5 protein-coding genes and 1 pseudogene are annotated in these 5,985 nt (G+C 71.5%); all 6 read right to left on the minus strand.

All coding sequences use genetic code 11. The features are described from left to right. A pseudogene (locus H5J33_RS37610) lies at positions 1-291 on the minus strand (hypothetical protein); the annotation flags it as partial. 218 nt (positions 292-509) lie between these two features. Beyond that, positions 510-2,078, minus strand: a complete 1,569-nt coding sequence (locus H5J33_RS20430; RefSeq protein WP_258565251.1) for an NCS1 family nucleobase:cation symporter-1 — start codon at positions 2,076-2,078, stop codon at positions 510-512. An 89-nt stretch (positions 2,079-2,167) separates the two neighbouring features. After that, positions 2,168-3,205, minus strand: a complete 1,038-nt coding sequence (locus H5J33_RS20435) for a TIGR03842 family LLM class F420-dependent oxidoreductase (RefSeq protein WP_181796374.1) — start codon at positions 3,203-3,205, stop codon at positions 2,168-2,170. 11 nt (positions 3,206-3,216) lie between these two features. Then, complete coding sequence (hydA, locus tag H5J33_RS20440; RefSeq protein ID WP_181796375.1) at positions 3,217-4,611, minus strand: dihydropyrimidinase; 1,395 nt, start codon at positions 4,609-4,611, stop codon at positions 3,217-3,219. Positions 4,612-4,636: 25 nt separating this feature from the next. Then, positions 4,637-5,479: a nitrilase-related carbon-nitrogen hydrolase gene (locus tag H5J33_RS20445; protein WP_181796376.1), complete on the minus strand. Its 843-nt coding sequence runs from the start codon at positions 5,477-5,479 to the stop codon at positions 4,637-4,639. 155 nt (positions 5,480-5,634) lie between these two features. Further along, positions 5,635-5,985, minus strand: a 351-nt coding sequence (locus tag H5J33_RS20450; protein WP_181796377.1) for a CdaR family transcriptional regulator, incomplete at its 5' end; no start/stop codon positions are given.

Below are 5,985 nucleotides of genomic sequence, written 5' to 3' on the forward strand. Positions count from 1 at the left end.
CACGACGGCGGCGTGCCGGGCCGACACCGTCTCCTCGTCCGCCAGGAGCGCCGACGCCTCGGGGGCCCGGTCCCCGCTGCGGCCCAGCCGCAGTTCCCCGCCGACCGGCTGCCCGGAACGGGACCCGCGCCCAGCCGTACGAACAGTGCGGAGTCCTCCGTACGGTGCCGGAGCCGCCGTGGGCGAGGGGGGTGCCCGGTGCGGAGAGGGACACGAGCCGGTCGACGCTCCGGTGCGGGGCGGAGCCCGCTCCTCCGCGCCGAGCAGGGGTGAGGTGCGGGCCTGGTCCACCGGTTCACCTGTCGGGGCGTCGAGCCCTGGTCCCCGTATCCCGGTGTGGGTCTCCGGTTCGAGCGGTACGGACACCTGGTCGGTGCGGGCGAGCGCGGCAGCGGCACGGTCGGCAGACGGTTCCGGCGTCACTCATGTGTCATCCCCTCCGCCGCCGTGGGGCCCGCTCGCGTGGTCCGGCAGCCGGGTCCCGGCGCACCCTGCCGGACAACGCCCGGCTACCGGCCGGTTTCCGTCCGTTCCGCCCGGGGGCCGGACGCTCGGTCCACCGCCGGGCGCGGTGGCACGAGCCGGGTCAGTGCCAGGTACACCACCAGGGAGGTGCCCAGGCCCACCGCCCAGCCGTAGTCGGCGAGCGGGGACAGCGCCGGAACGGGGCGGCCGTCGGTCAGCGGAGTGAAGTCGGCGCCGCCGACGGCGAGGACGCCGCCCGCCAGGAAGGCGAGGACCGCCCGCGGGTTCCAGCCGCCCTGGTACCAGTACCGGCCGCCCGCGCGATACAGCCCGGCGAGGTCCAGCCGGGTGCGGCGCACCAGCCAGTAGTCGGCGACGAGGATGCCGGCGACGGTGCCGAGCAGTCCGCCGACCAGGCCGAGCCAGGTGAAGATGTAGCCGCGCGGGTCGGAGTACAGCTTCCACGGCAGGATCAGCACCGCGAGGACGGCGGTGATCAGGGCGCCGGTGCGGAAACCGACCCTGCCGGGGGCCACGTTGGAGAAGTCGAACGCCGGGGAGACCAGGTTGGCGGCGATGTTGACGGACAGGGTGGCGACGAGGACCGTCACGAGCGCGTACAGCAGGCCGGCCGCGTTGTCCGTCTTCGCGGCCAGCCGCACCGGGTCCCAGACCGGCTCGCCGTAGACGGCCTGCGAGCCGGAGGTCACCAGCACGGACAGGAACGCGAAGAGGGTCATCGTGGTCGGCAGCCCGAGCGCCTGGCCCCAGGTCTGCGCGCGCTGGCTCCTTCCGTAGCGGGTGAAGTCGGGGATGTTCAGCGACAGCGTGGACCAGAAGCCGATCATGCCCATGAGGGAGGGCCAGAACAGTTTCCAGAAGGCACCGCCCCAGCCGAGCCGGGACGGCTGGTCGAAGAGCGGGCCGAACCCGCCGGCCCGCTCGCTCATCCACCACAGCATCGCGAACGCGCCGACGAGGACGAAGGGCGCCGCCCAGTTCTCGAAGCGGCGGATGGTCTCCATGCCCCGCAGGATGATCGCGACCTGGAGGGCCCAGAAGAGCGCGAAGGACAGCCACATGGTCCACGCGTGGCCGCCCACCAGCGCGGCGTCCGTCCAGCCGGCGCCGATCAGCTTCCCGGCGAGGAGGTAAATCGCCTCGCCGCCGATCCAGGTCTGGATGCCGAACCAGCCGCACGCCACCAACGCCCGTACCACGGCGGGCAGGTTGGCGCCGCGCACCCCGAAGGAGGCGCGGGCGAACACCGGGAACGGGATGCCGTACTTGGGGCCCGCGTGCCCGGTCAGCAGCATCGGGGCCAGCACGATCAGGTTGGCGAGGGCGATGGTGAACACCGCCTGCCGCCAGTCCATGCCGACCGCGATCAGCCCGGAGGCGAGGGTCCAGGAGGCGGTGTTGTGGGCCATGCCGACCCACAGGGCCGAGAAGGTGTACGTGGTCCAGGTGCGCCGGGCGGCGGGCACCGGGAGCAGGTCGTCGTTGGCGTACGGCCCGCTGGGCGGCGGGGTGCCGGGCGCGAGTTCCACGCGTCCGTCGGGAAGGGTGACCTGGCCGGGTATCGGTACGGCGGTGGGGGCGGTGTCGGTCATGGGCTGGCCAATCGTCGTCGGGCGGATCGAAGCGGCCGTGCGGGCGCCAGCCCCCTCCCCCGGGACGGCGGGAGGGGTGACCAGGACAGTCAACGGAGGTGACCTGCACAGGAGTTGACGGCGGGGATGATCCGGCTGCCGTAGACGTCGACGGTCGACTCCTGCGCGTCGTGCATGTCGTACACCGCGAACTGGTCGACGCCCAGGGCGCGCAGCGCGGTCAGCTTCTCGATGTGCCGCTCGGCGGGGCCGATGACGCAGAACCGGTCCACGATCCCGTCGGGCACGAACGTGGTGTCGGGGTTGCCGCTGCGCCCGTGGTGGGCGTAGTCGTAGCCCTGCCGGGCCTTGATGTAGTCGGTGAGTGCCGCGGGGACGTCGGCGGAGCGCTCGCCGTACCGGGAGACGAGGTCGGCGACGTGGTTGCCGACCATGCCGCCGAACCAGCGGCACTGCTCGCGGGCGTGGGCGAGGGCGGCGGGCGAGTCGTCCTCGGTGACGTAGGCCGGGGCGGCGACGCAGATCGTCACCTCGGACGGGTCGCGGCCGGCGGCTGCCGCCGCGTCCCTGACCGCCTTCACCATGTATTCGGTCAGGTACAGGTCGGCGAGCTGGAGGATGAACCCGTCGGCCTCCTCGCCGGCCATCTTGAGGGCCTTCGGGCCGTAGGCGGCCATCCAGACGGGGAGTTCCGCGCCCTCCTTGATCCACGGGATGCGGATCCTGGTGCCGCCGAGGTCGGCCTCCTCGCCCCGGCCGAGGGCGCGGATGACCTTCATGGCCTCGCTGATCCGGGCCAGTGTGTTGGGTTTGCGCCCGGCGACGCGCATCGCGGAGTCGCCGCGGCCGATGCCGCAGACGGTGCGGTTGCCGAACATGTCGTTGAGGGTGGCGAAGGTGGAGGCGGTGACCTCCCAGGTGCGGGTGCCCGGGTTGGTGACCATCGGACCGACGATCAACCGCTCGGTGTTCGCCAGGATCTGGCTGTAGATGACGAACGGTTCCTGCCAGAGCACGGCGGAGTCGAAGGTCCAGCCGTAGCGGAAGCCGTTGTGCTCGGCCCGCCGCATCAGGTCGACGACGCGGGAGGCGGGCGGGTCGGTCTGCAGGACGAGTCCGAAGTCCATGGTCGTCACTCCTAGTTCAGGTACTGACAGGTGGAGCGCGGGGTGAAGACGCCGTGCCCGGCGCGGCCGGTGTACTCCCGCTGGACGATGACGGGTTCGCCGCGCGAGAGGACCGTCTCCACGCGGCCGGTGACCCGCTTGCCCTCGTACGCCGAGTAGTCGACGTTCATGTGGTGGGTCGCGGCGGACATCACCTGCTCGGCGTGCGGGTCGTAGATGACGATGTCCGCGTCGGCGCCCGGGGCGATGGTGCCCTTCTTCGGGTACAGGCCGAACATGCGGGCCGGGGCGGCGCAGGCGATCTCGATCCAGCGGCGGCGCGAGATGCGGCCGTCCACGACGGCCTGGTGGAGCAGGTCCAGGCGGTTCTCGACGCCCGGCAGTCCGTTGGGGATCCTGGAGAAGTCGCCCCGGCCGAGGTCCTTCTGGCCGGTGAAGCAGAAGGGGCAGTGGTCGGTGGAGACCACCTGGAGGTCGTTCGTCCGCAGGGCCCGCCAGAGACTCGCCTGGTGTTCACGGGGCCGCAGCGGGGTGCTGCACACGTACTTGGCGCCCTCGAAGTCCGGCTCGGCGAGGTTGTCGGCGGACAGGAACAGATACTGCGGGCAGGTCTCGCCGAAGACGTCCAGCCCCTCGTCGCGCGCCCTGGCCAGCTCCGCGACCGCCTCCGTCGCCGAGACGTGGACGACGTACAGCGGGGCCCCGGCGACCTGGGCGAGCCGGATCGCGCGATGGGTGGCCTCGGCCTCCAGCAGCGCCTTGCGGACCTCCCCGTGATGGCGGGGGTCGGTCTCGCCCCGGGCCAGCGCCTGCCGGACCAGCACGTCGATGGCGATGCCGTTCTCGGCGTGCATCATGATCAGCCCGCCGTTCTCCGCGGAGCGCTGCATGGCACGCAGGATCTGGCCGTCATCGGAGTAGAAGACGCCCGGATACGCCATGAACTGCTTGAACGAGGTCACGCCCTCCTCGATCAGCAGGTCCATTTCCTTGAGCGTCTCGTCGTTCACATCGGAGACGATCATGTGGAAGGCGTAGTCGATCGCGCAGTTGCCCTCGGCCTTGGCGTGCCAGGCGTCCAGGCCCTCGCGCAGGGTGTGGCCGACGCTCTGCACCGCGAAGTCCACGATGGTGGTCGTACCGCCCCAGGCCGCGGCCCGGGTGCCGGTGGCGAAGGTGTCGGAGGCCTGTGTGCCGCCGAACGGCATCTCCATGTGGGTGTGCGCGTCGACTCCGCCCGGGATGACGTACTTCCCGGTGGCGTCGATCACGCGGTCCGCGGTCCAGCTGTGCGCGTGGGGCGTGGCCAGGGCGGCGACGCGGCCGTCCTCGACGAGGACGTCGGCGTGGATCTCGTCGGACGCGGTGATGACGAGACCGTGGCGGATGACGGTACGGCTGCTCATGCTGCTCCTCGGTCACTCGGCTCGGTCAGGGTGCCGTCAGCGGCTGGTACGCCCCCGGTGCGCGGTCGCGGTAGAACTGCCAGCGGGCGCGGACCTCGTGGAGTTTCGCCAGGTCCAGGTCGCGGACGACCAGTTCGGGCTCGGTGTCGCTCGCGACCTCGCCGACGAAGCGGGCCTCGGGGTCCACGAAGTAGGTGGTGCCGTAGAAGTCGTTGTCGCCCAGGTCCTCCACGCCGACCCGGTTGATCGCGCCGACGAAGTACTCGTTGGCGACGGCCGCCGCCGGCTGCTCCAGCTGCCACAGGTAGCGGGAGAGGCCGCGCGAGGTGGCCGACGGGTTGAAGACGATCTCGGCGCCGGCCAGGCCCAGTGCCCGCCAGCCCTCCGGGAAGTGGCGGTCGTAGCAGATGTAGACGCCGATCCGGCCGGCCGCGGTGTCGAAGACGGGCCAGCCGCCGTTGCCCGGGCGGAAGTAGAACTTCTCCCAGAATCCGTGGACTTGGGGAATGTGGGTCTTGCGGTACTTGCCGAGGTAGGAGCCGTCCGCGTCGATAACGGCGGCGGTGTTGTACAGCACGCCCGGCTGCTCCTCCTCGTACATCGGCAGCACGAGGACGATGCCCAGCTCCTTGGCGAGGGCCTGGAAGCGGCGCACGGTCGGGCCCTCCGGGATCCGCTCGGCGTACGCGTAGAACGCCGGGTCCTGGACCTGGCAGAAGTAGGGGCCGTAGAACAGCTCCTGGAAGCAGAGGACTTGGGCGCCCTGGGCGGCGGCGTCGCGGGCCGCCTGCTCGTGGACCCGGATCATGGACTCCTTGTCGCCGGTCCAGGACGTCTGGAACAGGGCGGCACGGATCACTCGGCTCATCGGGACCTCCGGTAGCTCGGTGTGCGATGAGCCTAGGAAGCGGCTGTGGCCGGTTCGACGGGCAGCGTGTCACGTTCGCGGCGGGTCGGCGTGCCACCGTGTCACGTCCGGGCGGGGCCATGTTTCACCGCCGTTGTCGCAGGTCGCCGCATGTTTCACCCCTGTTGCGCGTCATGCGCGAGGAGCGCGATGTGCACCGAGGCCGCCTGTTCGAAGTCGTCCAGGTCGACGCCGAGACGGGCCTGGACGGCCTCCAGGCGGCGGTAGAGGGCCGGCCGGGAGACATGGTGGAGCCGGGCGGTGCGGGACTTGTTGCGGCCCGTGGCCAGGTAGGTCCGCAGGACGTCCAGCAGCTCCGGACCGGCGTCGCCGAGCAGTCCGGCAAGCTCCCGCTCGGCGAACGACTGCACCCGCGGATCGTCCCGCAAGAGCCGCACCAGTCCCCGCAGATGGACGTCCCGGAGCCGTACGACGGCCGGCAGCTCCCGGGCGGCCGGGGATCCGGC

Origin of the sequence: Streptomyces sp. WELS2, from assembly GCF_013870595.1 — a bacterium.
Taxonomy (GTDB): domain Bacteria; phylum Actinomycetota; class Actinomycetes; order Streptomycetales; family Streptomycetaceae; genus Streptomyces.

Excerpts from the sequence above, each read along its gene's own strand:
- H5J33_RS20430 (WP_258565251.1), bottom strand. The coding sequence starts at position 2,078 with ATGACCGACACCGCCCCCACCGCCGTACCGATACCCGGCCAGGTCACC.
- H5J33_RS20435 (WP_181796374.1), bottom strand. The coding sequence starts at position 3,205 with ATGGACTTCGGACTCGTCCTGCAGACCGACCCGCCCGCCTCCCGCGTC.
- hydA (WP_181796375.1), bottom strand. The coding sequence starts at position 4,611 with ATGAGCAGCCGTACCGTCATCCGCCACGGTCTCGTCATCACCGCGTCC.
- H5J33_RS20445 (WP_181796376.1), bottom strand. The coding sequence starts at position 5,479 with ATGAGCCGAGTGATCCGTGCCGCCCTGTTCCAGACGTCCTGGACCGGC.